A 25530-nucleotide genomic window follows, 5' to 3' on the forward strand; every position below is an offset into this window, starting at 1 on the left:
GTCAGAGCAGGGCGTCCATGGCATCCAGTACGGCTTCATCGGGAGCTGGGTTGTCCGCTTGTTCGGCGAGACCTCGCAGCGCAATCAATTTCAGGCTGTTCTCCGCCAGCGTGTTGCTGATCGCGTCCAGGGCCGGGTACCAGCCGGTGGCACCAAGATCCATCAGGGCCGCTCGGCGGACCTGCAGCTGGTCGTGGTGCAGCAACGCAACCATCCGCTCTCCCCATTGGGATTCACCCGTGAGTTGGAGCAGAGCCCTGCAGGCGGAACTGCGCACCACAGGACGCTCGTGGTCGAGGAACAGATGCAGCACCTGGAGCACCTGATCTTCAACTACACCAATGTCCCCCAAGGCTTCAAGCAGGGCATCGCAGGGTTCCTTCAATCGTGGCGTGCCTTCCTCTCGGGCTCCAGCCACAGCAGGCCCACTGGCCAGCCGTGCCACAAGAAGTGGAACGGCTGCTGTGGCGTTCAGCTGTCCGAGTGAGCGAGCTGCTGCTTCCCGCAATCCATGGTCGTCGTCGTTGAGGGTCTCCAGCAGATCGGGAATCGCTGGAGCGGCGATCGGACCAAGCTTCCCAAGGGCGCGAGCGGCGTTGCGAGCCACCGCGTTCTCCTCCACATCGTCTCCCAGTTGCCGCGGCCGACGTTGCTGAAGCGCTTTCCTCAACAGGATCACCGCTTGGGGAAGCTGGCTGCGTTGACGACCCAGCCACCAGGCGGCGTAGTACTGCGCTGAAGGATCGTCATCCAATTGCAGACGCCTGAGGGCCTCAGGTTCATCGATCGGATCGCCCGCGCCGCTTTGCGTGGCATCGGCTCCCGGTTGCATCGCCATGGCGGAGCTGGTCTTCAATGTTGATGGTGCCATTGGCATGGCAAAAGAAAGGCCCCCCTTGCGGGAGGCCTGAACTTCACTGGCATTCAAAGCTGCCAGCTGATCGTTCGATCAGACCAGAGCGTTGATGGCGTAGTCGAAGTAGTTGTTGGCTTCGGTGGCAGCCTCACCACTCAGGCCATGGTTGGCCTTGATGTACTTCAGAGCTTCCACGTACCAGGAGGGGGAGAGCTCGAAGGTGCGGTTGATCTCATCGAGACCAGCGATCAGGTAGTCGTCCATGGGACCGGTGCCACCAGCGACCAGGCAGTAGGTCACCATGCGCAGGTAGTAGCCGATGTCACGGGAGCACTTGGCCTTGCCTTCCGGGGTGGAGGCGTAGGTCGGTCCCTGCATCTGGGTGGTGTAGGGGAACTTGCTGTACACGGCCTGTGCAGCACCGTTCACCAGGGTGTCAGCCTTGGTGGTGAGGGCCTTGGCAGCCTCGAGAGCAGCCTTGGCGCGGTTGAAGCGACCGAAAGCACCCTGGATTTCGGTGTTGCTGAGGAAGCGACCCTGGGAGTCGGCGGCGGCAACCGCTTCGGTGAGGGGGGTTTTCATGAGTCTGAAAAAGGTGGTGTGAACGTCTGAAACCGGGTCGCGATCAGGCGACGGCGGCGGCAGCGCGGTCGAAGTAGGTGCCGATCTCGCTCATCAGCGCGGTGCAGTCACCGTTGGTGATGCCGGCCTTGTCGTTGGCGATGGAGATGGCGGCGTCCTTCATCAGGTTCACGCCGGCAGCCACTGAAGCACCGGGGGTGCCCAGAGCCAGGTAGGTCTCACGCAGACCGTTCAGGCAGCGGTCTTCCATCACGGAAGCGTCGCCGGTGAAGATCGAGTAGGTGACGTAACGCAGGATGATCTCCATGTCGCGCAGGCAAGCAGCCATGCGACGGGAGGTGTAGGCGTTGCCGCCGGGGGCGATCAGGGCAGGCTGCTGAGCGAACAGCTGGCGGGCTGCGTCGGCAACGATGCTGGAAGCGTTGCTGGTGATGCGGTTGACGGCATCCAGGCGCTTATTGCTTTCGGAAACCATCGCGGCCAGGGCGTCGATTTCGCTGGCGTTGAGGAATTGGCCCCGGGCATCGGCCTGGGCGACAACCTTGGTGAAGGCGTCGAACATGTTGGTGCTCCTGTGGACTACGTCTGGAGAAAGTCTTCAGACAGGGATGGGTGCCGGGAGGCAGGTCGCATCCCGTCGGAAGAGATTCTGACCAACGGCTCGAGACGCCCTCGACAGCTGTTCATAATGCTTAACTCCGCTGCAACAACAAGGAAGTTGAGCGTTCATTTCGATCAGAGATCGAAGAGCACGTCGTGGATGTACGCCTCGGTCCACTCACTTCCGTAGAAGCGGCTGAGCATGCCGCGGGCCGGATCCTTTTCGGCGCGATAGGCCGTGTAGCGCTTCTGGCCTCCCAGGAGCAGGTCCGCGCGGGCATCGTCCACAGGCTGTGCTTCGTCTACGAGTGAGAGATAGAGGTTGAGGTATTCCTCGAAGGCCGGACGAATCACCGCTTGGATCAGGGCATCCCCTTCATCTCCAAGGGGGATCCTGGTCCAGAGAAAGGCGGGTGAGAAGTAGGGCTTGGCTTCATCGGGGATGGGACCTCCATCCGGCAACTCTGCCTTCCATCGATCAAAGATCGGCATCAGCCGATGCCAAACCGCTTGCGTGTGGGCGTCGTCTTCTTTCAGAGCTGGTTGCAGATCGAGCGCTAGCAGATGGCCATTGGGCAGTGTCACCAGATCGGCCCCGAAAAAGGGGAGGTCGTAGCGGCAGCTGGGATTGATCACAAAATTGAGCACGGATGCGGACGCACCGGCTTCAACGCAGGCCGCTCTCACCTGCCGAAGCTTTTGTGTGGAACAGGCCCAGGTGGCGGTGGTCACCGGAACTGGTTTGGCTTTGGATCCGGTGGTTCCGTGCTTCTCGAGAAAATCCGTTGGCACCGGATAGGCCTCGGGTGTCAGCGGTTCCAGAGCTGCGATGGCCTGATCGAGGAAGGGTTGCCAGCGCCAACCGTCGATGCGAACGGGGGCAAGGCTGTCGCTGCGGGTGGAGGCGGTCATGCGGGCTGGCTGGCAGGGAAGAGGAAGTCGTGGAGGAAGCGGTCCGACCAGTCTTTGCCGAAATGGCTGGTGAACAAGCCGTGGGCTGGATCCCGTTCAGCGCTGTACACGTCGTAGGCCTGCTGAAGCTTCAGCACGCTGTCTGGCTCAAGAGCACTGCTGCTCGCTTTGGCTTGATCATGCAGCGACCAGTACGCCGCTAAAAACGGCGTGAACGCTTTGGGCAGTGAGGTTTCAGCCTGCTCAGCACCGCCCCGGCAGAACAGCAGCCATGGGGAGAAGTATTGATTGGGGTCAAACGACCGCATCGTCTCTTCTCCGCTCAGATCAGGGAACTGATCGTGCAGTGCTTTCAGGCCGTTGTAATGACGATCGAAATAGGCGGGTTCCTGGGATAACGGCTGGAAGTCGAGGACGGCCACCAATTTCTGGCGCGCTCCGAACCACAGCAGATCGATGCCCAGCAGCGGGTGATCGTGATCCGGTGATGGGTAGGCAACGGAATTCAGCACCTGGAGGCTGTCCCCGGCATCGAGCCGCGTGACTCTCCAGCGCCGGAAACCGGGCACTTGCCAGAGCCAACTGTTGATGTGGCTCCCGGTTTTTGTGGATTGCTGATGGGCAAGCCCTTCAGGCACGGCAATGGGCTCACCACCTCGGCTGCGGATGCCGTTCTCCAGTTCCTGCAGGAAGGGGTCAAACATCAGCCGGGCTCCGTTGCATCGTTGTCTGCCTGCAGGGCTTCAGCTTGCTGGCGCAGTGCTGTGAGGTCGTCGGCTGAGGGGCAGCGAAATTCCGTGCAATAAGTCGTCATCGAGACGCCATCCAGGCACTGCACGGAGCTCACCCGCATGCGCAGGTCATCGGTGACGAACCAGCAGCGTTCGATGCCCACATTGGTGTCGTAGCGGGTTGTGATCGTGAGCACCCCGTCATCGGCGAAGGCGTACGTGCTCACCACCGATTGCTTCTCCACATAACCCTTGTCGCGCAGCAGGAATCCTCGGCGGGGGTCGTCTTTGTGTGGCGCGTCAATCAGCACGGCCGCGTGGTCGTCGCTGCGGGCCCCTTCTTTGAGATTGCTTTCCCACCAGAACCGCGCCCCACCTGCAGCGTCTGACGTGGCGACCCCGAGATTGGAGCAAATCTGCGTCAGCACAGGGTCGCTGCTGTCGAACGGTTCGATCACGAGGTTGGAGTCAGCGAATTCGTCGTCCTGGTGATCCAGATGGTGCACGGCCCGGCGGGTCATCCAGGTGCCGCGACTGGCGGCGAAGAAATCCGCCATGCACATCGGTGGGGTCAGTTGAGGCATCAGCTCCCCTGCTGTGCGATCTGATCCTGCAGTTGCTGAAGGATGCCTTCGATGCGTTGCAGTTCGGGGTGGTCGGCCAGGGTGGCGTCGATTTTCTTCTGGGGCAGCTTCAGTTTTTGACCCATGCCGATCACGTCTTGCTTCAGGCGATCGCGGTAGGCGGTGAGCTCCTCAATGGATTCCTTGAGTTCCTGGGCGGACGCGTCGGTCATGGTTTGGGCAGGAATTTGTGGAGCCTACGGGCTGCAGAACAGCCCATTAAATAGATGGGTCAAAGATGAAGTGAATTGGAAGATCCCGTTGTTTTGTTCTCGGGCTGCGCGATAGAGGGGACGGGAACTTCACTGCTTTTTGAGTGGAGCACTGGAGTCTGCAATGTCTTTGTCTCTTCCATGACGAAGCTTTGCGTGATCGGCCCTGCATGAGGGGATCGGCTGGAGAAGCGGATTAATTTTGCTGTGCGCCGGACCTTCCGAGGTCCAGCACGAAGCCACCAAACCTTCGACCCTCGGGTTGAAGCCAATGGCCAGAGCTCCTGAACGGGTCCTGACTGCTGGATTGGCGGCTACCAGCCCCTAAATGTCCTGCTTTCCAATGCTCGACGCATTCTCCCGCGCCGTCGTTAGCGCCGACGCTAAAACTGCTCCCATCGGTGGCGGTGAACTGGCTTCCCTGAAGGGCTTCGTTGCCGAAGGCAACAAGCGCCTCGACGCTGTGAACGCCATCACCTCCAATGCCTCCTGCATCGTTTCTGATGCTGTGACCGGCATGATCTGCGAGAACACCGGCCTGGTCCAGGCTGGCGGCAACTGCTACCCCAACCGTCGCATGGCTGCTTGCCTGCGTGACGGTGAGATCGTTCTCCGCTACATCTCCTACGCCCTGCTGGCTGGCGACGCATCCGTGCTGGATGACCGCTGCCTGAACGGCCTCAAGGAGACCTATGTGGCTCTGGGTGTGCCCCTTCAGTCCGCTGCTCGCGCTGTGGCCATCATGAAGGCTTCCTCCACGGCTCACATCAACGAGACCAACACCACCGGCACCAACCCTGTGGAGACCCGTTTCCGCAAGATGGAAACCGTCCAGGGTGACTGCTCTGCTCTGGTTGCAGAAGCTGCTTCCTACTTCGACCGCGTGATCAGCGCCCTCAGCTGAATCAGCGAGAGATAACTCTCTTTTTCAAAGCACACTTCAACTAAGGGTCTCATCATGAAATCCGTTGCAACAACCGTTGTGACCGCCGCTGACGCAGCTGGTCGCTTCCCTTCCCAGAACGACCTCGAAGCCGTTCAGGGCAACATCCAACGTGCCGCTGCCCGTCTGGAAGCCGCTGAGAAGCTGGCTGCCGGTCTGGACGCCGTCACCAAGGAAGCTGGCGACGCCTGCTTCAACAAGTACCCCTACCTCAAGCAGCCCGGTGAGGCTGGTGAGAACCAGACCAAGGTGGACAAGTGCTACCGCGATCTGGGCCATTACCTGCGCCTGATCAACTACTGCCTCGTGGTTGGTGGCACCGGCCCTCTGGACGAGTGGGGCATCGCCGGCGCTCGTGAGGTGTACCGCACCCTGCGTCTGCCCACCGCTCCCTACGTGGAAGCTCTGACCTACACCCGCGACCGCGCTTGCGCTCCTCGCGACATGAGCCCCCAGGCTCTGAACGAGTTCAAGGCTTACCTCGACTACGCCATCAACGCTCTGTCCTGATCAGGTTCTGATTCAGTCGAACGTTGAAAGGAGGCCTTCGGGCCTCCTTTTTTTTGTCTTGTTGAGATCATGGGCTTGGCAAGTCCGAGCCCTGATCTGCGTTTTAGGGTCGCGTCTTCATCGCTTGAATCGCGGACATGGGTGCTGAACACGACGCCGTGCCCGACCTCGATCGGTTGTTCGCCGATCTGGCTCACCCCAATCCCTACATCCAGACCGAGGCCTTCACGGCGATGGCGGAGCATTGGCAAGCCGAAGCCATGCCGCGTTTGATTGCTCTGTTGGACCAGCCCGATGTGTCGCTGCGGCGGGCTTCCGTACGGGGGCTTGGTGCATTCGGCGAATGTGCCATGCAACCCATCGCCGAATGTTTTCGCTCCAGTGCTGATGGCACCGTGCGGGCCAGTTGTGTGAAGGCCTATGCCCAGTTGGCCTCCAACTACCCCGGGCTTCCCTTCAGCGAGGAGGCGATGCAGGTGCTTCGCGATGGGCTTCAGGACAGCTCACCGGTGGTTGCTGTTGCTTCGGTGATGGCTCTCGGTCAGGTGGGGCAGCAGGCCGTTTCGTTGCTGTTGGAGATCAGTCGCGGTGACAATCCGGCCCAGGGTGTTGCTGCGGTGAATGCCTTGGCTGAGATCAACGACCCTGCTGTTGAACAAGGGTTTGAAGAGCTGCTCGCCGACCCAGGGATCGATGGCTATGTGCGTGAAACACTCACCTCCGCTTTGCTGCGTGTGCGCGATCTCAAGGCGCGTCAGCCGTCCTGATCCAGCTGGTTGATGGCGAGTTGAAGCACCGCTTTCACGTCGGCTTGTTGTTCCCGTTCCAGTTGCTGGGACAGGTTTGCGATGCTGCCCTCCGCCTGCAATTTCATCAGGGAGAGGGCCGCATTTTTACGGACCTGACCTTGTGGATCGCTGAGTAAGGGTTCCAGTCGGGGGACGGCCCAATCGGGGCTGTGCAATTTGCCCAGCAGGGTGGCCGCTTCAGCGCGAACGTCGGTTTCGGCATCGGTGAGCGCATTTTCCACCAGCTCTCGGGCGGCATCGTCCCCCAGGGCTTGGATCTGATCGCCGAGGGCTGCAATCGCAGCACAACGAATTTCCGCATGCTCTGATGTGGCGGCCTTGCGCAGTGCCTCCGGCGCACGGGCCCCCACGAAGGCCAGCCCCCAGCTGGCCAGACCCAGCTGCATGGCGGTGCTGCTGGGATTGATCAGAATCTCGAGCATTCCATCAATGGCTTCTTCCCCCACGGCGGCCATCGCTCCCACGGCGGACCCCTGCACCACCGGATCCGGATCCTGCAGCAGGGCCTTCTGCAGCACGGGGAGTGCCCGGGGGTCTTCGATCAAGGTGAGTGTTTTGGCTGCTGCGCGCCGCACCGTGACGCTTTCATGCTCAGCCAGGGCTCGACACAACGACGGCACGGCAGCCTTGCCCACCACGCCAAGGCTCTCGGCAAAGGTGAGACGCATCAGGCCGCGGGGATCACCCAGACCGGCCACCATCCGCTCGATGCTTTCACCATCGGCAGCAGGCACCTCGCCGTTCCGCAACTGCTGCTTCAGTTCTTTCGCCAGTTCACTGGCTTCGTCTTCGTTCAGCTGTTGGCTTTGCCCGTTAACGGACAGAGACGGAAGGTCACTCATGACCGTTGCGCACCGGTGGCCATGAATTATCGAACTTTGTCCTCTCGCTTTAGGGTCTTCGTCACAGAGCTAGAGCCATGACCTGCTTCGTCCTTTCCCACAATTTGCAGGTGCAGTCTGAGAATTTACCGGCCTTGTCTGCTGCTGAACTGGCTGCCGGTTTGCAGGCCAATGGCAATTGGATCAGCACGGTTGAACCGCTTGATCACCCCCATTGGTTGGTGAAGCTGGAGGCAGAGGGCAGTGCCGATGAGCTGGCCGATGCTTTGGTTCGCACCTGGCGGTCCTTCCGCAAGGCATGCGGACACTCAGAGGATCACAACCTGCTGGCCCTTGGTGGCCGCAAGGACACTGCTGGTGCCCCTGGTTCACCGCTTCAAGAGGGCAGTTGGGGCGTGGATGTGGTGGAAACCATCGATGGCCCTGCTTTCCTGCAGGCCATCAACTGGGAGGGTTTGAAACAGGGTCGCCCAGCTGATGGCGTGTTTGAACGACGCGCCTAGGGCGTCACTTTTTGTTCCGGCGTCTCCGCTTGGACGTTTCTTTGGCTGGGCTAGCGGCCTCTGCCGAGGGGGTTGGCTGGACCTCTGCCGTTGCCGTGTCTGCAGCCTGTGCCCGCACCGACAAAATCTGGATGCCGCGTTGATGCATCAGCTGAAAGTTGCGGCTGAGCAGGTTGAAGGGCACACGTTGCTGCCGCGCGCTGCGCAGGGGCGTATCAACGCCGATGCCCGTGGCCACGTGCAAGGAGTTCGCCAAGGAAGGCCCCATTTTTGTGCTCGAAATGACTTGTGTCAGGTTGCCCTGACTTAGTGATTGTTTCCAGCGCATGGACACTTCTTAATGCAAGCGCCACTGCGGCCATCGGCGCTGCAGAGTCGTGGTCTGTTTCTGCTTGGGCGGGCGCTGCCGCCGGGATTATTTTCGTGAGCCGCTTCGACAACATCCATCAGGGCTTGTCCCACGAGGAAGCTCTGCGCATTCTCACGTTGCCGATCGATCAATTGGATTCCGCCAGTGACTACTACATGGCGGTGTCGCACCTGATCAACTTCCCGGGTGAGCCCACCCAACGCGCCCTGATTGAGCTGCTGAACGACCCGGATGAGCAGCAAGCCAAAAAGCTGGCGCGCCGCAAAGCCGTTGAAGTGTTGGGCCGGCTGAAGGTGGACGAGGCAGCTCCTGCCATTGGCCGCTGCTTGGACAGTGATGACCCCTACCTGGTGGAGAACAGCGCCTGGGCGTTGGAACAGCTCGGGAGTGCATCAGCAGCCCTGCATGAGCGCATGACTGCGTTGTTGCAGGACCCTGCACAGAACAGGCGTGTGCTGATTCAGAGCTTGGCCGGGTTGAAGGTCACGGCGGCGTTGCCCGCGATTGAAGCGCTGATCGATGACGACGTTCCTGGGGTGCGCGGTGCCGCACGCTCGGCGTTGGCGCGGTTGACGGGGCGGGTGGATCAGGTGGCAGCCCTGGAAGACCACCTCACGCTGCCCAACCAAATGGACCGGCATGCCGCCATTCAGGATCTGATCGATTGTCAGGCCGTTCAGTGGCTGCCCAGCATCCTCCAGGCCCCGGTTTCGCCGGTGTTTCGCATGCGCGCGCTTAATGCGCTCTGGCCCGAGGCTGCCCTCACCTGCGAAGGGCTCGACCTCGTCGAAGCTGTTGATCGCCTGTTGCTGGATCGTCCGGATGATCTGGTGTTGGTGCATCGCTACGACGCCACGCCGGCCGATGATTTCCTGATTCAGGAATTTTTCGGCACGGATTTCAGCCGCGCTTACCTCGGGCTGACCACGGTTCGTTCCCGGCCAGCCCTGTTGCTCTGGCCGTTGCTGAAGCAGCGCTGGGTCGACGAGGCTCACAACGATTACGGCGCCCACTATTTCTTCATCCGCTTGTTCACCGCGGTGCGCGACTGGCCGGACGATGCCCTGAAGACCATCACAACGTGGTTGCTGGAGGCGGTGGACACGCGCCGACCCCAGTTCATGAAGTCCAAGCCCGCGGCACTGCTCGGCTTGGCAGCCCTGGCTCCAGAGGTGTGCCGACAGCACCTCAGCCGTTGGTTGGATCCTGAAGCCACATCCTTCTGGGAGTGCCGCTATGCCGCCGTGATGGCCATGGATCAGCTGGGTGTTGTGCCTGACTCGGATGCCGATCCGCATCCGTATGTGTCGGCCCGTTTGGCCCGTGTCAAGAACTGATCTCTGAGTAGCGGGTTTTGTTGGCCCCGCGGCTGGCCCAGTACTGCACCAGTTCTTCCCCGCCGGGGCGGGGAACACTGGCGATGGCGCGCAGAATCTTGAAGGAGCGGTTGGGACCCATGGGCCAATTGCCCACAGCCTTCACTTCACGAACACGGCCTCCCATCGATCCCAGGCAGCTCTCGAAGCGTTCGAGTTGGGCCTGATCAACGGTTTCGAAGATGAAGTCGGTGCCCTGACAGATCAGATGCTGGGATCGGATCCAGGTTCTCAGTTGTTTTTCGGCAGAGCTTGCAGGCATGGTTCAACAAAATTGCCTGGCTCAGTCGTTGAGCCCCTTGAGCCAATCTTCATTCAGATCGTCGGCCAAGGACGCGACCCGTTGAAACTGCAGCATGCCGTGCTCTGACCCCCAGACCAGGTCATCGCTGTCTGGATCGAAGCCTCGGTCACGGCTGCTCCAGGAGTGCGCATCCACTCGCACTTCACTCACCAGATAGGTCAACCGTCCATCCCGAGGAACCAGGCATCCTTTCCCTGGCTCAACCCGGCCTTCATAAGCATTGTCTCCACAACTGTGGAAGTGCATTGCGCAGCCGCAGCGCGCTTGAAGCGTGTCGGGCTGGATGGCCGCCAGCAGGGCGGGGTGTTGGGGCGCACCGGCGACCCGTTCCGGTTGCGCCATGCCGAAGTTCTCCACCACGTGAACGCCGTTGTTGCCTGCGCGCAGCCGGTGCACGCCCTGGCGATAGGGGCGCCAGGGATCATGGTCATAACTCTGCTCTGAATAGAACCCGGGACCCTTCAGCACATCCCAGGGCAGCGGCATGAAGAAGATGTTGATGTGCGCGAATTTGCTCGGGTCGTTCTGGGCTTGTTCCCGGTTGCTGTAGTGGCCGCAGAGTGTGCGTGCGAAGAGCAGGGAAGGATGCATCGGTACCAGGCAGGCTCAGGCAGACAACCGCCTCACCTCGGAGGCGAAGGAGGTTTGCAGCACCCCGGATCCTTCGGAGGTGCGCAGCACTGAGGAGCGGCAACGCACGTGTTCGGACACAAACCAGATGCGCTCTTCAGCGATCGACTGCCCGTAGCGGGTGTTGAGCACGAAGGTGCCATCCGAGAGGAAGCGATAGCGGGAGATCGCCTGTTCTGCTTCGGCGTAGCCCACACTGCGAAGCAGTTGCCCTTCCGTGTCGTTGTCAGGCACCGGAACGAGGATGCAGGACCCCGCCGAGACCTCGGACGGATCATCGGGCTCCCAGTCGCTTTCGGCATGCCACTCCATCAGGAACGGCGCTTCGGGTTCTCCTGAAAGGGCAGCCGTCTGCTCCTGAATCAACTCCTGAACGCGTTCGTCGTCGAGCTTGAGCCGCTGGATGCTGATCTGGCTCAGCACCTCTTCAAATTGCTGAAAAGCGAGGGAATGGCCGCTTCGCATGGAGCGCCATTGACCCTCGCTGCGTTCGACGAACGTCGCAAGATTCATTGAGGACAATCAGCCTTTGATTTCCGTGTTCGCATTGGAATCGGTGCGCGCTGTTTGCACCATGTGCACCATGGATTCCACCATCATCGACATCGCCATCGGCACGCTGGCGGTGGATGGCCCGTTGGTCTGGCCCGGCCGTTCGTTGTGGTTGCTTTGACGAAGCAGGGGCATAGGACCAATCGAGGGTGGGTCGTCTCGACCCGGACAGAACTAAAAAAGCCCGGAAGCTTGGCTTCCGGGCTTGATCATGCAATGAATTGCAGGCCTGTTGGGGCTGAAGGCCTCAAGGATTAAGTGTTCGCAATAGAAAGAATGCGACCACCACGCTTCTGAATGGCCTGGATGCTTGTGGTGAGGGAGCTGTAGGGAGCCGAGGTGCGCTGCACCGAACGGCGACGCACACCCACAGGGGATGCCGTGGTCCAGGTGATGGTGTAGCGCTTGCTGTCCCGGTTGCCGGGGCCAGGGGTCTTGGGTCCGGCAGCAGGGGCAGCATTGGTGCCGATGCTGGAAACCAGAATCGAAGACGTGCTGCCGTCAAAGCCTGCGAAGCCGGAGTCCATCGCCACGGAGCGGGTGTAGCTCACGTTGCTCTGCCCCAGTTGGCTGCTGTTGCCGCGCATGGCGGGAACATCGTCGACACCGAAGGCGTCGAGGTACTCGTGGCTGTAGGTGTAGCTGTTGATTTCAGCTTCGTAACCCTCGATGGCGAGGCGCTGAACGTGCTCACTCAGCTCGGCCTGGCTGTGGGGGGCACGACCCAGGAGGTGCTTGAAGTTGAGCTCAACGAAGCGATAGGGGCCGTTCTTGTCCAGAAACAGACGGCGGTAGGTGTCCGACTGGGCGAAGGCGGTGACCAGGCCCTGAACAGTGAGGTCGCCATTCACGTAGAGGCTTTCGGCAGAGCTGCAGCGCTCTTCATCCATCAGGTGGGCGTTGCCGAATACCTGGCGGTAAGCCGCGCGGATCACGGCCTGCGCATCAGCCTGGCGCAGGTCGGAATTCGCGGTGTTCACAGTGGCTTCAGTCATCAATCGACGTGGTGTAGGGGTAAAGGAGAGGGTTGATGAACAGTGATCAGATCACTTCGGTGATCGACACGATCCGGCCACCGCGGCGGTGGATGTAGCCCAGCTGGGATGTCATGTCCTTGCCCGACACGAGGTAGCTGGCATTCGGCGTGCGCTGACGGCCACCCGCCGGCTGGGCTTGAACCACGATCCGGTAGCGCTTGCCGGTGGGCTCGGTTGTGCCGGATGCAGCGCCGATGCGGTTGATCCGCTGGGTGGTGCTGTTCCAGTTGTTGGGGGAGCTGTTCGTTGCAACCGAGGTCACAAGGGTGGAGCTCGACTGGACGGTGTCGCTGGAGGCGTAACCCTGGGACAGCGCCAGGTTGCGGTTGAAGGCCACCTGGGAGCGACCGTTCTCGGTGCTCACGCGCTGGAAGGGAATCGTGTACTCCCCAAAGGCTTCCTGATACTCGTTGCCATCGAGGTAGCTGTTGATCTCAGCTTCGTAGCCTTCGTTGGCCAGACGCTGGATGTGCTCGCTCACCTCGGCTTGAGACACGGGCGCGCGTCCGAGCAGGTGCTTGAAGTTGAGCTCAACGAAGCGGTAGGGGGCGTTGCTCTCGAAGAAGCGACGGCTGTATTCCGCAGAGAGGGCGATGGCGCGGACAAATTCACGGGTGCTGAGGGTGCCCTCGGTGAATTTGCTTTCAGCGGTGAGGCTGCGCTCGCTTTCCATCAGATGGGGGTTGCCCATCACCTGGCGGTAGGTGGAGCGGATCAGGGCGTTGATCTGATCAGCGGAATCGCCCTCGCAACGTTCGAAGGTTTCTTGAACCCGCTGGCCAAGGCCAAAACCGACGTAGAGGTCTCCCCGCATCGGAGCGTTGTCACCACCATCAGCGGTGCTGCGCTTCACCGGTGCAAAGACACCGCGTGCGCTGCCGCTGCCGGTGAAACCACCAGCCACGGACGAACCGCTGCGGTACACCTGAGCCGGCGGGTTGATGCGGATGCTGTAGCCCTGGGCCAGGTTGCTCAGCAGCTGACTGCGGCTGCCGATGGCCGTATCGCTGCCAGCAAAATTTTGCTCGAGGGCGGCGATGCGGTTGAAGCTGGCCTGGGGCTGACCGGCCTGGCTGTTGAAGCTGCTCGGGTAGGGAACGGTGTCTTCCCCGAAGGTTTGGATGTACTCGTCGGAATCCAGGATCCCGTCGATGGCGGCATCGAAACCACCGTTGGCCATCAGCGTCACCTGGGCGGTGATTTCCGCTTCGTTGACGGGGCCGCGGCCCAGCAGATGCTTGAAGCTCAGTTCAACAGCACGGTGGGGGCCAACCGCCTCGAAGTAGCGGGACCGGTAAAACTCAGATTTGGCGATGGTGCGGACGAACTCGCGCACACTGATGTCGCCGTTGCGGAGCATGGATTCGGCGCTGGTGGCACGCTCGCTCTCCATGGGTTGCACGTTGCCAAACACTTGGCGGTAAGCAGCCCGCACGGTGGCGGCAAAAGCGGTTTCGTCGTCTGCAGCAAAGAAATCGACGGAACCCTTGGTGCCCTGATTGCGGAAGTCGCCGTTGCTCACGGCTGCACTGCCGGAGGGGGTGCGGGTGCGGGAGTAGGAGACGGGGCCGGGGATCAGTTGGGTGGCGCCGAAGCCAAGGGCGTTAGAGCTGTTGGAAGACATGGGAGAATTGGTGTTGGAGGGCCTTGTTTGGGAAAGCAGGCGTTACTCCCGGAACCTTCTGGCTGGTGTCACCATCCAGAAGGTTCTGCTATGGGAGAGGGACTGAGGGTGTACCTCAGTTCGCGGGGGTGATGCTGGCGATCGTGCCGCCTTCGGCATGGATGCGCTTGAACTGCTCGGAGAGCTTGTCGAAGGGCACGTAGTACACCCGGTTGGAGCGGGTGTAGCGGGAGATGCGCCGCACGTTGTTGGCGCTGTACCCGGTGACTTCCACCCGGTAGGTCTTGCCCTGATCGGTGGCGCCGCTGCCCAGGCGGGTGGCAGCGTCCTGCAGGTTCTTGGAGGGACGGAAGCTCCAGCCCTGGGTTTCGCTGGAGGATGGGGGGACCACCGCCATGGGGCGGTTCTGGTAAGCGTTGCCGCCAAGCTTGCTGGTGATGCCGGAAAGGTCGCCTTTCAGGCTGCTGCTGCTGTTGCCCCGCAGCAGCTGGAAGCTCCAGGTGAACTCCTGCATGGTGGTGCAGCTTTCGGTCTTCCAGCCGCGCTGGTAAGGCACCGTCCACTCACCAAAGGTGTTCTGGTAGTCGTCGGAATCGAGGAAGCTGTCGATGTCGGCGTCGTAGCCCTTGCTGTCCAGGCGCTCGGCATGGGCACGCATCTCATCGAAGTCCACGGGTGCGCGTCCCAGCAGGTGGCGGAAGGCCAGTTCGATGTAGCGGTAGCGGGCGCAGGTGTCGAAGAAACGGCCGCGGTACAGCTCGCTCTTGGCAACCATGCGCACGAACTCACGCACGCTGATTTCACCGAGCTTGAACTGGGATTCAGCCACGAGCTGACGCTCGCTCTCCATCACGTAGGCGTTGCCAAGCACCTGCTTGTACACCGCATTGATGATCTGTTCTTTCTTGGCGTCGTCATCCCCAGGGATCAGCTCGAGCGGAGCTTCGCTTTCCTGAGAGAAACGCTCAACCCCGAGGAGTGAGGCAGGACCGAAGGGCATAGGAGGAGACGCGTCGTCGCGACGTCATGCTCCGATGAAAACCTGTCTGTGTGGCTTGCTTCTTTATAAAGCTCAATCAAATATGTCCGAATGTTGCGTGACATGACGCTTTCGGCCGCTCCCGGCGGGTTTCAGGCCTCCAGCGAGGTGCGGGTTGTTTGTCGGGTGCGCGGGTTCCAGGTGTCGAGCTCGGCATAGGGGCGCGTGAGCAGGGCGGCCCGTTGCGATTCGAGGCCGATGGTTTGTGAAAAGTCTGCGCCGGCCATGGATTCGGCGCCATCCAGGCCCGCTTCGCTCAGATCAGCGCCCCGGAAATCGGCGAAATCCAACTGGCAGCTGCCAAAGCGGCTGCCTCGGCAGAGGGCTCCTCGCAGCAGGGCATGGCGCAGATCGGAGCCAACGAAGCGAACGCCATCCAGGAGGGCTCCACTGAGATCGGTGCCGCTGAGATAGGCCCCCATCAGCACGGCACCACGCAGATCCATGCCGCGCAGGTCGGTGTTGTTCAGAAACACGCCGCTGAGGCGAGCGCCTGGGCCAACCGCGCCGCTGCTGCGCAGGTCAAACCCCTCGGGCACCTGGGTTTTGTGGTCGTAACGGGCGAGGCGCAGATCCGCACCACTCAGATCGCAGCTGGAAAGATCAGCGCCGCGTAGGTCGGTTCGGCAAAGATTGGCGTCGTGTAGGTCGACGTTGCTCAAGGTCACGTCGCGCCAGTCGGCGCCACGGGCATCCACTGGAGAAGTGAGCGCATCGCTTGCGCGGGTCAGTTCCGGCGGATGCCAGGTGGTGAGATCGAGGGGTGTCGCCGTCAACGGATCAGCTGCGCAGCATCGAGAAGGCGATGGTAAGGACCACGCGGCCCAGTTCGAAGCCGCCCACCAGGGCGAGGCCAAGCCAGAGCTTCAGCGCGAAGGCCGGTGGCTGGCCGTTGACCCAGGCGGCCGATGTTTCCAGCTGCTGCATCTGGCCGGCTTGAGCACTGGGAGCACGGTTCTGAAGCGAGTCGCGCCAGTCGGCTCCGTAGCGCGGGAATTGCTGGTAAATCGGCGTTTCACCCATGGATCGACCCGGCAGCACGCGCGACCGCTGCTGCGGCACCAGGTCGTAGCCGAAGCTGTCCATGTATTCGGCACTATCGAGCAGGGCATCGACAAAGGCGGTGAAGCCCTTCTCGCCGATCACGATCGACCAGGCCCGGCGTTCGGCGTCGCCATGAGTCGGCCGGCCGAGCACACGGCCCACCACCTGATCCACCATCCGGTAGTTGGAGCTGCACTGGTAGTAGCCCTGCTGGAACCGTTCGGAGAGCAGCAGGCCGCGGATGAAGTCGCGCACCGTGATGTTGCCGTTGCGCAGTTGCGATTCCAGGAAGGGTTCCCGGTCGCTGCGCATGGCATGGAAAAACACCTGCCGGTAGGCGCGCTCGATCACGGCATCGATTCCACTCACGGCCGTGGCGTCGCCGGCGGCAGATGGATAGAGCTGAGCCTGAACGGTGCTGGTGTTGCCGGCCAGGTTGCTGACGCGACCGTTCTGCGTGCTGAGCGGGTACCCAAGGAGCGGGATGGCCATGGCGTGCGCCGTGAGTAGAAATACTTGGCGGAGATCTTCTCTCGGGTTGCCCCCTCAAGGCCGGTCTCTTATCAGCTCTTAACTGCAGTTTTGTTGAGCTGCTCTCTCAGGTGTTGGAAGCAGGCGTCGATCAGCTGACAGTCGTTTGATCGTGAGACCCCCTCCAGCGCAAGCGCTTTGAGCTGGTCGAGGGCGATGTTCATCCCCTCGATGGGCACGTTCATTCGTCTGTACAGCTCCCTTAGGGCGGCCATTCCGCTCGGGTTTGTAAAGCAGCTTTGGTTGCAGGCCACCGCGTAGGTGATCACGCGTAGAAAGTTCCAGCAGTCGCGCCAGCAGGCCTCAGCCCTGTCCTGCGGGTGAAGAGCTCCTCCCGGTTGCACCAGGTGCGGCTGGGTTTCAAGCAGATGTCCCCGCGCCTGGTTCACCAGTTGATCCGAGCGTTGGATCAGGCTGCCGGGGAGCGACGCATCAACGCCGGAAGCCTGGCAGATCGTGGCCAGCTCATCGGTCGTGAGCTGGCGTTGGGCTTGATCAGCACGCTCAAGAATGCTGCGCGTGGCCTGCGGCAAATCTTGGTTGATGCTCAGCCCCTGAACCTGTGCGGTTTGCACCAGGGTCTTGAAGTCGATGTTTTGCAGGGTCAAGGGTTGACCTTGGCCACCGGTGTGGCGATCAGCCAGCCGTGGCGTTCCAGGTAGAAGGCCCAGACGAGGTCGTCTCCCAGGCCAGGGCAGCGGGTGATGGCTGCTTCCGTGAGTTCTGTTGGTACCCCCAACTGCGACAACAGCCAGCCGACGGCGTCTGGGCTTGACGCCGTTGCTGTGCGGATGGCTGATCCAACAACCCAGGTCAGGCGAGTGTCTTTTAGCTCTCCGCTGCTGCCTGCGCACGCCAACAGCAAATTGGCAGGAGCGGTCTGCTGCTCAAACGTCTCTTGCCAGAGGGCGATGTTGTCGTCGAGAAGGTTGATACGAAAACAACCCTCGCCAACCGGCAGATCAAGCTCGCCACTCGGGCCGGCTTGCTCCTGCAGGGCAGAAATTCTCGGATCAGCCAGCGCGCTCATCGAGAACCATCTTCAAAACTCAATGTAACCAGTGTTCCGGAATTTCCTCGCTCCAGTCACCGGTGCGTGTGAATCGAAATGCTCCCGCGATCGAGCCCCAAAGATGCTCATGGGTGTCCGGGTCGTAGCCCCGGTCGATGGTCTCCATTCCCTCCGGGTTGAGCACAAAGCTGCTCACCAAATAAGTGGTGCGGTCCTTGCGCTTCACCAGGCAGCGGCAGCCAGGCTCGACGGTTCCTTCAAAACCGTTGTCGGCGGTTGAAACGAGGTAGGTGCAGCCCTCAAGCAGAGAGAGATCGTCCTCTTTGATCTCGAGGATGCGCTCGGGATCCTCCACGGCACCGCCGAAGCGCTGGCCATCTTTGATGTTGAAGTTGAGGATCACCAAACCCCGCTCGGGGCAGATCCAGGGCCGCAGCACGCGGATGCGATAGGGCTCGTTCGGGGCAATGGCGTAGGCCTGCTCCAGCAGCAGGGAGCCCGGAGCGAGTTGAGGTGCCGGCCGGAACCGCACCAGGATGTGGGCGTAGAGGGGGGGATTGTCGAAGGCCTGCTGCTGGTTGCTGAAGCTGCCGCTCAGCATCTTCAGCAGGGCGTTTCGAGACGCTGTTTGATCGCTCATCGTGCTGGTGTTTCTGAGGCGCTGGCCGATTTCCGCTTGAGCAATCCGGTGACTGTCGCCAGGGCAAACATGGCCAGCAGAGCCAAGCCCAGGGTGAGGCTGGCGCCCTGAGCGGCGCCTGCTCCGACGGCTACGAGGATCGAATCGCTGATCAGCACACTGATCAGCAGGGCCGGAGCGAACAGACGCCAGTGGGTGCGGCTGATCCCGATCGCATAGCTGAGGAAATCAAACAGTCCGGTCATCAGCAGGCCTGTCATCAAAAAGAAGTTGCCTTCCAGCTGGTTCTTGCTGAAGCCATCGATGCGCTTCATCGCGCTGGCCCCCACCAGTCGGCTCACCGGTCCGCGTCCCCAGCGGCGGGCAATGAAGAAGGCCGCGCTGCAGAACACCAGGTCCGACAAGATGATCGTGAGGTAGCCCGCTTTGAAGCCCAGCAGCGAGCCGGCCAGCAGCGAATACACCGAACTGGGCAGCGCCGGCAGGATGATGCTCACCCCCCGTAGAAGAAACAGGCCGAGGGGGGCCCAGATGCCCATGTCGTTGACGGCGCTTTGCAGCGGTGCGATGCCGTAACGCTGCAGATAGACGACGGCAACAATGAAGATGGCGACCCAGGCGCTGACCTTTAGCCCTGTCTTCAGCCTGGACATCTCTTCAAGCGCTTGAAAGCCCCCGGGAATGTAGGCCAGTCGTGGCTTTTCCCAGGGCCGTGGACACGAAGCTCAGCATCGATACCATCAGCGAAATTTCTCAACACGAGGCCAGCCCGGTGACCAGCACCTCCCCGCGCACCGCGTTCGAGCAACAGCTGTGCACCCATTTGCTCAGCCTCAGTGAAGTGGTGGAAACCTTGGCGGACCGCTTGATGGAGCTGGAGACGCGGTTGGCCGACGTTGAAGGGCAGCAGCTGGTGGATGCGGAGATCGCTGCGGTCAGTGATGACGCCGGAGAATTGCTCCTGGCCAGCGAAGAGAAGGTGCGGATGCTTCGGGATCGTCTGACCCCAGGCGAGGTGTTGGCTCTCCATGCTGATTCCCCCGCCGAGGACGTTCCAGCAGACGAAGCTCACGAGGTCTCAGAGACCCCTGAGATGGAGATGGGGGTGGAGATGGATGGCGACCGTGTCGAGGACGAGGCCCTCAATGACGACACCATCACCGATGACACGGAATACGTGGATGATCCCCAGATCGATCTGCTCTCCGCCTGATCAGGCCAGTTCCAGCAACCTGATCCGGAAGGCGGCCACCTGCCTCGCCATGTCCGGTGAACTGATCAGAAAGGGATGATCGGCCATCGCCTCGAGAACAGCTTCGAGATGATCGTCCTGGCTGAGCTCAGCTTTGTTGCTGCCTCGCAGTTGCTTCCAGGTGCGGTCGAACACCATGGCAAAACTGTCCGCGTTGTCGAAAACGCGATCTGTGCCTGCATCTGGAGAGATGAATGACACGGCAGTTTTGGCATCAATGTGATGCCAGGACCCAGATTTGAACTGGGGACACGGCGATTTTCAGTCGCCTGCTCTACCAACTGAGCTATCCCGGCGCGCCGCCGAAGCGACCCGAGAATCTTAAATCACCGCCTGCGCTCCCTTGCGGGGGTTCGTCCCAGGCAGATCAATCCAGCCACGCGGTGGCCAGCAGCTTCAAGGGCCTGACGGGCAGCCAATGCGGTGGATCCGGTTGTGAGGATGTCGTCCACGAGCCAGACCGAGCTGTGGGCTCCTTGTTTGTCCATGGGGAAGGCCTGGAACGCCCCGATCAGGTTGGTTTGGCGTTGGCGTCTGTTCAGATGGTGTTGGCTCAACCCGGCACGGGTGCGCTGCAGCAGCTCTGCCGTCGGCCGGCCCAATCCCAGGGCCATGCGCTGCGGCAGGGGGTTGGATCGTTGCTGCTTCCAGCTTGGAATCGGCACCAGCACGGCTGTTGCAGGAAGGGTGCATCGCTCAGACAGCAGCTGAACCAAGGCCGCAAGCGCTTTGCCTTGGCGCGGTTGACGCAGCTTCAGCAGCAGCTGGCGCAGCTGGCCTGCGTAAGGCCCGAGAGCGCACCACGGCAAGGGCAGCAAGCCCTTGAGTCCCTGACCAGGGAGAGCAAGGGCATCGAGGCACGTGGTGCAGGGAGCCGTCGGCGGCAGTGGGCTGTCCCAAGGTCCATCGCAGATCGGGCAGCGGGGCTCGATCAGCAGGGTTTGGGCAAAGCTCAGGAGCGCGCGATGCACAGCAGGTCGGTCGCTGCAACGAGCGTTCCACTGTTCGGCTCAATCGCTCCGAGATCAGGCGCCTTCTTTGGGCATCGCCCGCAGCATCGCCACCAAGGTGCGGTGGGCGTCTTCGCTGTCGGTGAGGGTGTGATCGAAGGCAATGCTGACGCTGGCGCCATCCACCTCCAGTTCCATGGTTTCTGCTTTTACAGACACCATGCGTGCTGCAGCGGGATTGCTGACGCCGCCGTAGTGCTTGGCGTAGGCGAGCACCGCTTCGGCATGGTCGTCGTTCATGTGTTTGCAGATCCGTGTGCTGACGGCATCAGTGAGGGGGTCTGCAGGCATTGGGATCAAACAGGTGAATGCAATCTTTGCAGTGATCGGCTCAAGCGAAGCGCTCGATCAACAAAAGGCCGAGGCGAATGCCGCTGAAGCCCACGTACCCGGCCAGAACGACGAAAAGGCCGATGGCCAGACCATCGCGGAGCTTGGTGGGCATGGGGGTGGGGCGTGATGCCGGAATTCTCACCCGACCAGTGCCTGTTGGGCCAGTCGCGCCACCCCTGCAGCAGGGGGAGTTTGGCAACTCGTTACGGCGCAGCCGAGGCGGCGTTCCCGGAGCCGTCGCCATTGGGGATTGCGCGCTCCACCGCCGATGCTGATGATCCGCCTGGGTGCAGCAGCACCCAGCTCGTTCAGGCGCTGCCAACCCTGCGCTTCGATCTCGGCGAGACCTTCCAGCAGTCCATGCAGATACAGGGCATCGCTCACCGGCCGTGGTTCAAGCACCGGCAGCAGCTCTGGATCATCCACAGGGAAACGTTCCCCCGGGGCGGGAAGCGGCCGCAGGCGGAGTCCGCTGTCGGTGTTCGGGTTGATCTGGCGGCTCAGTTCGCTGAGTTGGTCGTCGCTGTAAAAACGCCGCAGCACACCGGCCCCTGCATTGGAGGCGCCTCCACAGAGCCAGCGTCCCCCCACGCGATGGCTGGTGACGCCCGGGGCGTGCAGGGGCGTCTCGGTGAAGCACTTCATCACCAGGGTGGTTCCCAGCACGGTGATCCCATCTCCGGGACCGGGATCGGCGGCGAGGACGGCGGCATTGGAATCCGTTGTGCCGGCAACGACGATCAGATCGTTCTCCAGGCCTAAGGCCTTGGCCTGCTCCGGTGCGATCATCCCGAGAATGCTGCCGCTGGGACGGATTTCAGGTAGTGCCTGCCGCCAGGACTGTTCGGCAAAACGGGCTGGCCAGCTGTTGGTGATCAGATCCCAACCCAGACGCAGGTTGTTGCCTTCTTCTCCCCAGCTCCAATCGTTCAGCAGCCATCCGCTGATCCAGTCGGCCTGATGCCGCAGCAGGATCGCCTCGCCATGGCAGTTGAGGAGCCGCAAGGCCCGGGCCAGGCTGCCGCTGCAGCTGGCGGCTGGACTACCCGGATCCACCAAAGGCTGCAGGGCTGACTGCAGTTCAGGGCAGCTCTGGGAGTAGGCCAGTGCTTTCCCCAGTGGGGAACCATCGCGATTACAGGCCAGCAGCGTGCCGGAGGTGCCATCCACGGCGAGGGCTTGCAGCTGGGATCGCAGCTGGGCTGGGATTGCCCTGATCAGATCCCCACAGCCTTCGCGCCAGCTGTGGGGGTTGGCGAAGTCTCCGCCGTAGGCCTGGGATCGGCTGTCGAGAACCGCGCCGTTAGCGGCAACAACGGCTGTGCGGATTCCGCTGGTGCCCAGGTCGATTCCGAGCACCAGCGGTGAATCCGTCATGGCTTCAGGCCGCGGCGACCTGCTTCAGCTCCTGGCTTTTCGCTGTCACGTCTTCCCAGGGGGCGTTGAGGTCGTTGCGCCCGAAATGGCCGTAAGCCGCAGTGTCCTGATAGAAACGGCCGCCCCGTTGTTGGGGCAGGTTGCGCAGGCCGAAGGTCTCGATGATGGCGCCGGGGCGCAGATCGAAGTGTTCCTGCACCAAGGCGGTGAGCGCATCGTTGGCCAGTGCGCTGGTGCCGAAGGATTCCACCAGGATCGAAACGGGCTTGGCTACGCCGATGGCGTAGCTCAGCTGCACTTCGGCCCGTTCGGCGAGCCCTGCGGCCACAAGGCACTTGGCCACATAGCGCGCGGCGTAGGCGGCCGAACGGTCCACTTTGGTGGGGTCCTTGCCGGAGAAAGCACCACCGCCGTGGCGGGCATAGCCGCCGTAGGTGTCCACGATGATCTTGCGGCCGGTGAGGCCGGCATCGCCCTGAGGGCCGCCCACCACAAACTTGCCGGTGGGGTTCACCAGATACTTGGTGGCCTCACGGGAGGGCTTGAGGGCCAGATCGGCGGTCGCCGGCTCCACCACATGGGTCCAGAGGTCTTCGGTGATGCGCTCGCGGATGCCCTGCTCATCACTGATTCCGTCCACTTCAGCGGTGTGCTGGGTGGAGATCAGGATCGTGTCGATTGAGACGGGCTTGTCGTTTTCGTAGACGACGCTCACCTGGGTTTTGCCATCGGGAAGTAGGTAACCCAGGGTTCCGTTGTGGCGCACTTCGGCCAGGCGGCGCGACAGCCTGTGGGCCAGGCTGATCGGCAATGGCATCAGTTCGGGCGTCTCGTTGCAGGCGTAGCCGAACATGATTCCCTGGTCGCCGGCACCCACCAGATCAAGGGGATCACCGGCGTGGTCGTCGGCCTCATTCACGCCCTGGGCGATGTCGGGGGACTGTTGGTCGAGGGCCACCAGCACCGCACAGCTGTTGGCATCGAAGCCACCGGCCCGGGCGCCGCTGTAACCGATCTCCTTGATCACGTTGCGCACCAGGTGGATGAAATCCACCTGCGCCTTGGAGGTCACCTCACCGGTGATCATGCAGAGGCCGGTGTTCACAACGGTCTCGCAGGCCACACGGCTGGCGGGATCCTGGGCCAGCAGAGCATCCAGAACGGCGTCGCTCACCTGGTCGCAGATCTTGTCGGGATGCCCTTCGGTTACGGATTCAGACGTAAAGACGTAACGGCTCATTCGGCGCTCCAGATCGCGAGACTTTACGAGTTGGTGCTTACGGAGAGGTGATCCCAGCTGTGGAGGAGATGCTGGGCTGATGGCAGTTCCGGAGCACGCTTCCAGCCACCGGTGAAGCCGATCACGCCGCCGATACCGGCTTCGAGGGCCATCTGAAGGTCGGTCTCCGCATCGCCAACCAAGGCACACCGTTGGGGTGGCAGGCCAAGCCTGTTGCACAGCTCCAGAACGGCCTGTGGATCGGGTTTGCGCGGATGGTCATCAGCACTCCAGATGCCGGCAATGCCTGCGCCGAGCTGATGGTGACCCAGGAAGTCTTCAATGCCTGAATGGGTGTCGTTGCTGATCACAGCAGCGGAGACGCCCTGCTGGTGCAGGTTCCGCAGCAGTTGCCCAGCCCCGTTGATCAATGGGCTTGGGGTTGTGTCGATCAGGCCGTCCTGGTCAACCGCGTCGAAGCAGGTGTGGGCCAGGGAGAGAGCCTGGGGCCATGAGCAGCCCAACAGGCAGAACACCGTTGCCGTCGAGGCGATGTTGTCCTGCCTGGAGGCCACCGCCAGGGTCCCGCCGGGATCGAGCATGCTTTGGCCAACACCGAACGCTCTGAGCAGGGTGTGGCTCAGCTCAGAGGGGTTCAGCGCAGGGGCTTGTTCCTGAGCAACCTTGACGGCTTTGTTGATGCGTGCGTCTGCTAAGGCCAGCAGATGCGGCTCGCTATGGGAAAGGGTGCCGTCCTTATCGAACAGCACCCCTTGGAAATTGCCGATGGGATGTCCCTTCAGCAGCAGTTGGGCCATCAGGCTCAGATCATCATGGAGCTGATCGGATCTTCGCCCTCTTCGGCCTGCTCCATCAGCATCTGCTTGTAGCGAGCGGCCATTTCCTCGGCTTTTTCGAACACCTTCTGGGGGTCGGTGAGCATGTCGCCGGGTTCGGGCTCGAGAGCCTTCGTGGACAACGAAATCCGGCCGCGCTCGGCATCCAGATCGATGATCATCACTTTCATCTGATCATTCACGTTCAGCACCGAGTGGGGGGTCTCGATGTGCTCGTGGCTGATCTCGGAAATGTGCAGCAGACCGCTGACACCACCGATGTCGATGAAGGCGCCGTAGGGCTTGATGCCGCGGACAGTACCCACCACAACTTCGCCCACTTCCAGGCGATTCATCTTCCGCTCCACCAGGGCGCGGCGGTGGCTGAGCACCAGGCGGTTGCGCTCTTCGTCCACCTCGAGGAACTTCAGAGGCAGGAAGTCGGCAACCAGTTCTTCCTTCGGCTTGCGGGTGCTGATGTGGGATCCGGGGATGAAGCCCCGCAGACCTTCAACGCGGACCAAGGCACCACCACGGTTGGTGGCAAACACTTCGGAGTAGATGGTGGCGTCTTCCTTCTGGAGCTGGCGGACCCGCTCCCATGCCCGCTGGTATTCGATCCGACGGATCGACAGGGCCAGCTGACCATCTTCGTTCTCCTCACTCATGATGAAGAACTCGCGGATCTCTCCGGGCTGGAGCACGTCGCTCAGGCCCTCGACCCGGTTGATCGACACCTCTTGCAGAGGCATGAAGGCAGCCGTCTTGGCGCCGATGTCGATCATGGCGCCCTTCGATTCCAGGGCGAAGACCGTGCCGTTGACGATGTCGCCAGGCTTGAAGTTGTAGTCGTACTTGCTGAGGAGAGCCGCGAACTCATCGATGGTGAATCCGGCATCGTCCAGGCTGCGGCTGGCGGCGCGGCTGCTTGGATCATCCGCGGTGGGGACGTCTTCAGGAATGCTCAGATCCTCACCCTCAAACGCCTGTTCGGCGGCGGCGGTTTCTGCAGAGGCTTCTGTGGCGTTCGCGTCCTGAACCTGATCCTGGATCTGTTCTTCTGTCGGAGTCGCAGACATGGGGGGCTGGCGGTCTACCTCAGGTGGGTAGTTCGAAAAAATCGCATGGAACGCCCGCCGACGTTTCATGGAGAACTACTGACTTTACAGACCTGGCCGACGGCTTCAGTGCAGCGATGCCGCCTAGTGGTTCAACGCACTG

At 61.7% G+C, this 25530-nt stretch carries 34 protein-coding genes and 1 tRNA gene; 6 read left to right on the forward strand and 29 right to left on the reverse strand.

Translation table 11 applies throughout. The annotated features are described in order from the left end of the window. Nucleotide 1: 1 nt before the first annotated feature. The 7 genes from SynA1544_RS02095 to SynA1544_RS02125 all read right to left on the reverse strand — a co-directional run bounded on the left by SynA1544_RS02095 (nucleotide 2) and on the right by SynA1544_RS02125 (nucleotide 4477). Nucleotides 2-838, reverse strand: coding sequence for a HEAT repeat domain-containing protein (locus SynA1544_RS02095; RefSeq protein WP_370594085.1), 837 nt, complete (start codon nucleotides 836-838; stop codon nucleotides 2-4). 111 nt (nucleotides 839-949) lie between these two features. After that, nucleotides 950-1438, reverse strand: coding sequence for a phycocyanin subunit alpha (gene cpcA / locus SynA1544_RS02100; RefSeq protein ID WP_186514662.1), 489 nt, complete (start codon nucleotides 1436-1438; stop codon nucleotides 950-952). A gap of 43 nt (nucleotides 1439-1481) precedes the next feature. Continuing rightward, nucleotides 1482-2000, reverse strand: coding sequence for a phycocyanin subunit beta (locus SynA1544_RS02105; protein ID WP_186514663.1), 519 nt, complete (start codon nucleotides 1998-2000; stop codon nucleotides 1482-1484). Between the two features lie 173 nt (nucleotides 2001-2173). Beyond that, nucleotides 2174-2950 carry a phycoerythrobilin:ferredoxin oxidoreductase gene (locus tag SynA1544_RS02110; RefSeq protein ID WP_186514664.1) on the reverse strand — a complete coding sequence of 259 codons (777 nt, stop codon included), beginning with the start codon at nucleotides 2948-2950 and terminating at the stop codon, nucleotides 2174-2176. Continuing rightward, nucleotides 2947-3654, reverse strand: coding sequence for a 15,16-dihydrobiliverdin:ferredoxin oxidoreductase (locus SynA1544_RS02115; RefSeq protein WP_186514665.1), 708 nt, complete (start codon nucleotides 3652-3654; stop codon nucleotides 2947-2949). The genes SynA1544_RS02110 and SynA1544_RS02115 overlap by 4 nt, the downstream gene beginning before the upstream one ends. Then, on the reverse strand, nucleotides 3654-4265 hold the full coding sequence (locus tag SynA1544_RS02120; RefSeq protein ID WP_255477681.1) for a phycobiliprotein lyase: 612 nt from the start codon (nucleotides 4263-4265) through the stop codon (nucleotides 3654-3656). Before SynA1544_RS02120 ends, SynA1544_RS02115 begins: the two co-directional genes overlap by 1 nt. Continuing rightward, entirely contained in the window at nucleotides 4265-4477 is a 213-nt protein-coding gene (locus SynA1544_RS02125; protein ID WP_186514666.1) for a hypothetical protein, read from the reverse strand. The genes SynA1544_RS02120 and SynA1544_RS02125 overlap by 1 nt, the downstream gene beginning before the upstream one ends. A 382-nt stretch (nucleotides 4478-4859) precedes the next feature. Between SynA1544_RS02125 and cpeB the strand changes: the two genes are divergently transcribed. The 3 genes from cpeB to SynA1544_RS02140 all read left to right on the forward strand — a co-directional run bounded on the left by cpeB (nucleotide 4860) and on the right by SynA1544_RS02140 (nucleotide 6736). Next, a complete protein-coding gene (gene cpeB / locus SynA1544_RS02130) occupies nucleotides 4860-5420 on the forward strand; it encodes a class 1 C-phycoerythrin subunit beta (protein ID WP_186514667.1) in 561 nt (186 codons plus the stop codon). A gap of 54 nt (nucleotides 5421-5474) precedes the next feature. After that, nucleotides 5475-5969, forward strand: coding sequence for a class 1 C-phycoerythrin subunit alpha (cpeA, locus tag SynA1544_RS02135; RefSeq protein ID WP_006042151.1), 495 nt, complete (start codon nucleotides 5475-5477; stop codon nucleotides 5967-5969). Nucleotides 5970-6106: 137 nt separating this feature from the next. Further along, the gene (locus tag SynA1544_RS02140; RefSeq protein WP_186514668.1) at nucleotides 6107-6736 is read left to right on the forward strand and encodes a HEAT repeat domain-containing protein; all 630 of its coding nucleotides are present in this window, start codon (nucleotides 6107-6109) and stop codon (nucleotides 6734-6736) included. On the opposite strand, the gene SynA1544_RS02145 is transcribed toward SynA1544_RS02140, so the two are convergent. Beyond that, a complete protein-coding gene (locus SynA1544_RS02145; RefSeq protein WP_186514669.1) occupies nucleotides 6724-7620 on the reverse strand; it encodes a HEAT repeat domain-containing protein in 897 nt (298 codons plus the stop codon). The genes SynA1544_RS02140 and SynA1544_RS02145 overlap by 13 nt on opposite strands. A gap of 77 nt (nucleotides 7621-7697) precedes the next feature. On the opposite strand from SynA1544_RS02145, the gene SynA1544_RS02150 reads away from it, so the two are divergent. Beyond that, nucleotides 7698-8123 carry a DUF2656 family protein gene (locus tag SynA1544_RS02150; protein WP_186514670.1) on the forward strand — a complete coding sequence of 142 codons (426 nt, stop codon included), beginning with the start codon at nucleotides 7698-7700 and terminating at the stop codon, nucleotides 8121-8123. Nucleotides 8124-8127: 4 nt separating this feature from the next. Here the strand turns inward: SynA1544_RS02150 and SynA1544_RS02155 are convergent, their stop codons facing one another. Further along, the gene (locus tag SynA1544_RS02155; RefSeq protein WP_186514671.1) at nucleotides 8128-8379 is read right to left on the reverse strand and encodes a hypothetical protein; all 252 of its coding nucleotides are present in this window, start codon (nucleotides 8377-8379) and stop codon (nucleotides 8128-8130) included. 167 nt (nucleotides 8380-8546) lie between these two features. Here SynA1544_RS02155 and SynA1544_RS02160 point away from each other — a divergent pair, with 167 nt between their 5' ends. Continuing rightward, a complete protein-coding gene (locus SynA1544_RS02160; RefSeq protein WP_255477682.1) occupies nucleotides 8547-9830 on the forward strand; it encodes a HEAT repeat domain-containing protein in 1284 nt (427 codons plus the stop codon). On the opposite strand, the gene SynA1544_RS02165 is transcribed toward SynA1544_RS02160, so the two are convergent. The 12 genes from SynA1544_RS02165 to SynA1544_RS02220 form a co-directional block, all read right to left on the reverse strand. Beyond that, a complete protein-coding gene (locus SynA1544_RS02165; RefSeq protein WP_186514673.1) occupies nucleotides 9820-10131 on the reverse strand; it encodes a CpeR family transcriptional regulator in 312 nt (103 codons plus the stop codon). The genes SynA1544_RS02160 and SynA1544_RS02165 overlap by 11 nt on opposite strands. A gap of 21 nt (nucleotides 10132-10152) precedes the next feature. After that, a complete protein-coding gene (locus SynA1544_RS02170; protein WP_186514674.1) occupies nucleotides 10153-10764 on the reverse strand; it encodes a chromophore lyase CpcT/CpeT in 612 nt (203 codons plus the stop codon). A gap of 15 nt (nucleotides 10765-10779) precedes the next feature. Continuing rightward, nucleotides 10780-11316 carry a phycobiliprotein lyase gene (locus SynA1544_RS02175; protein ID WP_186514675.1) on the reverse strand — a complete coding sequence of 179 codons (537 nt, stop codon included), beginning with the start codon at nucleotides 11314-11316 and terminating at the stop codon, nucleotides 10780-10782. A gap of 293 nt (nucleotides 11317-11609) precedes the next feature. Then, on the reverse strand, nucleotides 11610-12350 hold the full coding sequence (locus tag SynA1544_RS02180) for a phycobilisome rod-core linker polypeptide (protein WP_186514676.1): 741 nt from the start codon (nucleotides 12348-12350) through the stop codon (nucleotides 11610-11612). Nucleotides 12351-12396: 46 nt separating this feature from the next. Next, the gene (locus tag SynA1544_RS02185; protein ID WP_186514677.1) at nucleotides 12397-14016 is read right to left on the reverse strand and encodes a phycobilisome rod-core linker polypeptide; all 1620 of its coding nucleotides are present in this window, start codon (nucleotides 14014-14016) and stop codon (nucleotides 12397-12399) included. A 115-nt stretch (nucleotides 14017-14131) separates the two neighbouring features. After that, the gene (locus SynA1544_RS02190) at nucleotides 14132-15016 is read right to left on the reverse strand and encodes a phycobilisome linker polypeptide (protein ID WP_006042138.1); all 885 of its coding nucleotides are present in this window, start codon (nucleotides 15014-15016) and stop codon (nucleotides 14132-14134) included. 131 nt (nucleotides 15017-15147) lie between these two features. Then, the gene (locus tag SynA1544_RS02195; protein WP_186514678.1) at nucleotides 15148-15831 is read right to left on the reverse strand and encodes a pentapeptide repeat-containing protein; all 684 of its coding nucleotides are present in this window, start codon (nucleotides 15829-15831) and stop codon (nucleotides 15148-15150) included. Between the two features lie 4 nt (nucleotides 15832-15835). Next, nucleotides 15836-16591, reverse strand: coding sequence for a phycobilisome rod-core linker polypeptide (locus tag SynA1544_RS02200; protein WP_186514679.1), 756 nt, complete (start codon nucleotides 16589-16591; stop codon nucleotides 15836-15838). Between the two features lie 71 nt (nucleotides 16592-16662). Further along, nucleotides 16663-17238 (reverse strand): phycobilisome polypeptide, encoded by a 576-nt coding sequence (locus SynA1544_RS02205; RefSeq protein WP_186514680.1) that lies wholly within the window; start codon nucleotides 17236-17238, stop codon nucleotides 16663-16665. Beyond that, nucleotides 17235-17660, reverse strand: coding sequence for a hypothetical protein (locus tag SynA1544_RS02210; protein ID WP_186514681.1), 426 nt, complete (start codon nucleotides 17658-17660; stop codon nucleotides 17235-17237). Before SynA1544_RS02210 ends, SynA1544_RS02205 begins: the two co-directional genes overlap by 4 nt. Nucleotides 17661-17679: 19 nt before the next feature. Next, nucleotides 17680-18282 (reverse strand): chromophore lyase CpcT/CpeT, encoded by a 603-nt coding sequence (locus tag SynA1544_RS02215; RefSeq protein ID WP_186514682.1) that lies wholly within the window; start codon nucleotides 18280-18282, stop codon nucleotides 17680-17682. Next, nucleotides 18279-18935: a TVP38/TMEM64 family protein gene (locus SynA1544_RS02220; protein ID WP_186514683.1), complete on the reverse strand. Its 657-nt coding sequence runs from the start codon at nucleotides 18933-18935 to the stop codon at nucleotides 18279-18281. The genes SynA1544_RS02215 and SynA1544_RS02220 overlap by 4 nt, the downstream gene beginning before the upstream one ends. Nucleotides 18936-19054: 119 nt before the next feature. Here SynA1544_RS02220 and SynA1544_RS02225 point away from each other — a divergent pair, with 119 nt between their 5' ends. Continuing rightward, nucleotides 19055-19495 (forward strand): hypothetical protein, encoded by a 441-nt coding sequence (locus tag SynA1544_RS02225; protein WP_255477683.1) that lies wholly within the window; start codon nucleotides 19055-19057, stop codon nucleotides 19493-19495. On the opposite strand, the gene SynA1544_RS02230 is transcribed toward SynA1544_RS02225, so the two are convergent. From SynA1544_RS02230 to SynA1544_RS02265, 8 genes are all read right to left on the reverse strand, one after another. Next, nucleotides 19496-19735, reverse strand: coding sequence for a hypothetical protein (locus SynA1544_RS02230; RefSeq protein ID WP_186514685.1), 240 nt, complete (start codon nucleotides 19733-19735; stop codon nucleotides 19496-19498). 22 nt (nucleotides 19736-19757) lie between these two features. Further along, nucleotides 19758-19830, reverse strand: a tRNA-Phe gene (locus tag SynA1544_RS02235). Between the two features lie 30 nt (nucleotides 19831-19860). Then, nucleotides 19861-20505: a ComF family protein gene (locus SynA1544_RS02240; RefSeq protein WP_255477684.1), complete on the reverse strand. Its 645-nt coding sequence runs from the start codon at nucleotides 20503-20505 to the stop codon at nucleotides 19861-19863. A gap of 54 nt (nucleotides 20506-20559) precedes the next feature. Then, nucleotides 20560-20835: a DUF2470 domain-containing protein gene (locus tag SynA1544_RS02245; protein WP_011363472.1), complete on the reverse strand. Its 276-nt coding sequence runs from the start codon at nucleotides 20833-20835 to the stop codon at nucleotides 20560-20562. Nucleotides 20836-21015: 180 nt separating this feature from the next. Continuing rightward, nucleotides 21016-22254: an FGGY-family carbohydrate kinase gene (locus tag SynA1544_RS02250; protein WP_186514686.1), complete on the reverse strand. Its 1239-nt coding sequence runs from the start codon at nucleotides 22252-22254 to the stop codon at nucleotides 21016-21018. A gap of 4 nt (nucleotides 22255-22258) precedes the next feature. Continuing rightward, nucleotides 22259-23494, reverse strand: a complete 1236-nt coding sequence (gene metK / locus SynA1544_RS02255; protein WP_114987395.1) for a methionine adenosyltransferase — start codon at nucleotides 23492-23494, stop codon at nucleotides 22259-22261. Nucleotides 23495-23517: 23 nt separating this feature from the next. Next, the gene (locus SynA1544_RS02260; RefSeq protein WP_186514687.1) at nucleotides 23518-24291 is read right to left on the reverse strand and encodes an HAD family hydrolase; all 774 of its coding nucleotides are present in this window, start codon (nucleotides 24289-24291) and stop codon (nucleotides 23518-23520) included. A gap of 5 nt (nucleotides 24292-24296) precedes the next feature. Continuing rightward, complete coding sequence (locus SynA1544_RS02265) at nucleotides 24297-25388, reverse strand: 30S ribosomal protein S1 (protein ID WP_186494608.1); 1092 nt, start codon at nucleotides 25386-25388, stop codon at nucleotides 24297-24299. Nucleotides 25389-25530: the final 142 nt, after the last annotated feature.

This window comes from Synechococcus sp. A15-44 (assembly GCF_014280115.1).
Taxonomy (GTDB): domain Bacteria; phylum Cyanobacteriota; class Cyanobacteriia; order PCC-6307; family Cyanobiaceae; genus Parasynechococcus.

Bases quoted from the DNA above. Each gene is read 5' to 3' on its own strand.
- SynA1544_RS02095 (WP_370594085.1), bottom strand. From the start codon at position 838: ATGGCGATGCAACCGGGAGCCGATGCCACGCAAAGCGGCGCGGGCGAT.
- cpcA (WP_186514662.1), bottom strand. From the start codon at position 1,438: ATGAAAACCCCCCTCACCGAAGCGGTTGCCGCCGCCGACTCCCAGGGT.
- SynA1544_RS02105 (WP_186514663.1), bottom strand. From the start codon at position 2,000: ATGTTCGACGCCTTCACCAAGGTTGTCGCCCAGGCCGATGCCCGGGGC.
- SynA1544_RS02110 (WP_186514664.1), bottom strand. From the start codon at position 2,950: ATGACCGCCTCCACCCGCAGCGACAGCCTTGCCCCCGTTCGCATCGAC.
- SynA1544_RS02115 (WP_186514665.1), bottom strand. From the start codon at position 3,654: ATGTTTGACCCCTTCCTGCAGGAACTGGAGAACGGCATCCGCAGCCGA.
- SynA1544_RS02120 (WP_255477681.1), bottom strand. From the start codon at position 4,265: ATGCCTCAACTGACCCCACCGATGTGCATGGCGGATTTCTTCGCCGCC.
- SynA1544_RS02125 (WP_186514666.1), bottom strand. From the start codon at position 4,477: ATGACCGACGCGTCCGCCCAGGAACTCAAGGAATCCATTGAGGAGCTC.
- cpeB (WP_186514667.1), top strand. From the start codon at position 4,860: ATGCTCGACGCATTCTCCCGCGCCGTCGTTAGCGCCGACGCTAAAACT.
- cpeA (WP_006042151.1), top strand. From the start codon at position 5,475: ATGAAATCCGTTGCAACAACCGTTGTGACCGCCGCTGACGCAGCTGGT.
- SynA1544_RS02140 (WP_186514668.1), top strand. From the start codon at position 6,107: ATGGGTGCTGAACACGACGCCGTGCCCGACCTCGATCGGTTGTTCGCC.
- SynA1544_RS02145 (WP_186514669.1), bottom strand. From the start codon at position 7,620: ATGAGTGACCTTCCGTCTCTGTCCGTTAACGGGCAAAGCCAACAGCTG.
- SynA1544_RS02150 (WP_186514670.1), top strand. From the start codon at position 7,698: ATGACCTGCTTCGTCCTTTCCCACAATTTGCAGGTGCAGTCTGAGAAT.
- SynA1544_RS02165 (WP_186514673.1), bottom strand. From the start codon at position 10,131: ATGCCTGCAAGCTCTGCCGAAAAACAACTGAGAACCTGGATCCGATCC.
- SynA1544_RS02170 (WP_186514674.1), bottom strand. From the start codon at position 10,764: ATGCATCCTTCCCTGCTCTTCGCACGCACACTCTGCGGCCACTACAGC.
- SynA1544_RS02175 (WP_186514675.1), bottom strand. From the start codon at position 11,316: ATGAATCTTGCGACGTTCGTCGAACGCAGCGAGGGTCAATGGCGCTCC.
- SynA1544_RS02180 (WP_186514676.1), bottom strand. From the start codon at position 12,350: ATGACTGAAGCCACTGTGAACACCGCGAATTCCGACCTGCGCCAGGCT.
- SynA1544_RS02185 (WP_186514677.1), bottom strand. From the start codon at position 14,016: ATGTCTTCCAACAGCTCTAACGCCCTTGGCTTCGGCGCCACCCAACTG.
- SynA1544_RS02190 (WP_006042138.1), bottom strand. From the start codon at position 15,016: ATGCCCTTCGGTCCTGCCTCACTCCTCGGGGTTGAGCGTTTCTCTCAG.
- SynA1544_RS02200 (WP_186514679.1), bottom strand. From the start codon at position 16,591: ATGGCCATCCCGCTCCTTGGGTACCCGCTCAGCACGCAGAACGGTCGC.
- SynA1544_RS02210 (WP_186514681.1), bottom strand. From the start codon at position 17,660: ATGAGCGCGCTGGCTGATCCGAGAATTTCTGCCCTGCAGGAGCAAGCC.
- SynA1544_RS02215 (WP_186514682.1), bottom strand. From the start codon at position 18,282: ATGAGCGATCAAACAGCGTCTCGAAACGCCCTGCTGAAGATGCTGAGC.
- SynA1544_RS02220 (WP_186514683.1), bottom strand. From the start codon at position 18,935: ATGTCCAGGCTGAAGACAGGGCTAAAGGTCAGCGCCTGGGTCGCCATC.
- SynA1544_RS02245 (WP_011363472.1), bottom strand. From the start codon at position 20,835: ATGCCTGCAGACCCCCTCACTGATGCCGTCAGCACACGGATCTGCAAA.
- SynA1544_RS02250 (WP_186514686.1), bottom strand. From the start codon at position 22,254: ATGACGGATTCACCGCTGGTGCTCGGAATCGACCTGGGCACCAGCGGA.
- metK (WP_114987395.1), bottom strand. From the start codon at position 23,494: ATGAGCCGTTACGTCTTTACGTCTGAATCCGTAACCGAAGGGCATCCC.
- SynA1544_RS02260 (WP_186514687.1), bottom strand. From the start codon at position 24,291: ATGGCCCAACTGCTGCTGAAGGGACATCCCATCGGCAATTTCCAAGGG.
- SynA1544_RS02265 (WP_186494608.1), bottom strand. From the start codon at position 25,388: ATGTCTGCGACTCCGACAGAAGAACAGATCCAGGATCAGGTTCAGGAC.